The sequence below is a fragment of the Pectobacterium fontis genome (assembly GCF_000803215.1).
Taxonomy (GTDB): Bacteria; Pseudomonadota; Gammaproteobacteria; order Enterobacterales; family Enterobacteriaceae; genus Pectobacterium; species Pectobacterium fontis.
In genome coordinates this window covers 1-1,223 of sequence record NZ_JSXC01000051.1, presented here as the reverse complement: position 1 = coordinate 1,223, position 1,223 = coordinate 1, and the positions used below count along the sequence as shown (strand labels likewise).

Below are 1,223 nucleotides of genomic sequence, written 5' to 3'. Positions count from 1 at the left end.
AGCACGGCACGGTTACGCAGCCCGGTTAATGTGTCGGTGTCCTGCGCGTCCATCACCGCTTCCGTCTCTTCCTCGCTCAGTATCTGCGCCGGCAGCCGTTTCTCTGCTTTCGGCAGCGTCATCTGTTCAGCCGGGTTGTACAGGATATGATGCCGTTGCAACAGCCAGCGGAACAACCCGCGTATCGCTGACAGGCGGTTAAGCTGACCGCCCTGTGCCAGCGGTTTACCATCGGCCTTGCGGTAGCCATGAAGATAACGCTGATAGGCTTCCAGCACCGACAGACTCACCTGTGCCGCCTGTGTCATGCCCCTTTCCTCACACCACGTCACGAACGGGCGCAGCCGTTCACTGTAGGATTCTATTGTGCGCGGGCTGTGGTTCGTGGCGCTCAGGTGTTCGAGGTAAGCCGTGGCGTACTGGCGCAGCGTCTGTGACAGGCTGCTAAGGTAAAGGGTTTCTGGTGTCGGGGCTTTCGACTTGGTCATGGCGGCGCGTCCTGCGAAGTGAGAAGAAGGGAACTACGATGTGATGCGCTTATCTGACTTTGCCGGAACAGGGCTTTTGCCGTTAACCCGACCGGATGGCGAAGAACCCTTGCCAGCACTGGCTTTAACAGCGATTGCCTTGTCCGACTGACCACCGACTGCTCCCCGACCAGAAGCCGACCGCTTTTCATTGACCCCCGACCGGGCGGCGTCGTAATTACCTTTCTCTGACGTTGTTACTGTTTTCGCTGGCGTTTCCGGCACGTCGATAAGCCCGCACAGGTGCGCGTTATCCGCCTGTGCGTCACCGTCGAACAGCAGTTCATAACAGAACGTCAGCCCCCGCTTGTGCAGCATCAGGTATTCCAGTTCAACCAGCCGCGCAAGGTGGATTTTCAGTTGCGTATCGCCCCATTGCACCGCATCCCGTAGCTGTTTGCGGGTGAAGAGAGATTCCGCTTTCGGCTGACCGCTCTCTTTTACCCAGCCCTGTATCAGCATCAGCAGCTTCCTTGTCTGCGGCGGCATCTCGTCCAGTGTGCGACCTAATATCTCGTGTGCCAGCTTGTTGGCCAGCACGATATCCGACCGTTCAACCTCGATATATTCGATGACCGTGCCACGGTGCGAGACGGTTTTTATCTCCCGCTGGTACTGGTGCAGCAGCGCGATGGACTGGATTAACGTCAGGTACTTCATATGGTCGCGGCGCGTGCGGGTTTTGTCGCTCAGGAA

At 57.9% G+C, this 1,223-nt stretch carries 1 protein-coding gene and 1 pseudogene; both read right to left on the bottom strand.

The annotated features are described in order from the left end of the window. A partial coding sequence (locus OI69_RS17340) for a site-specific integrase (protein WP_039353364.1) occupies positions 1–488 on the bottom strand: 488 nt, incomplete at its 3' end. Between the two features lie 33 nt (positions 489–521). After that, positions 522–1,223, bottom strand: a pseudogene (locus OI69_RS19985) (DNA primase); the annotation flags it as partial.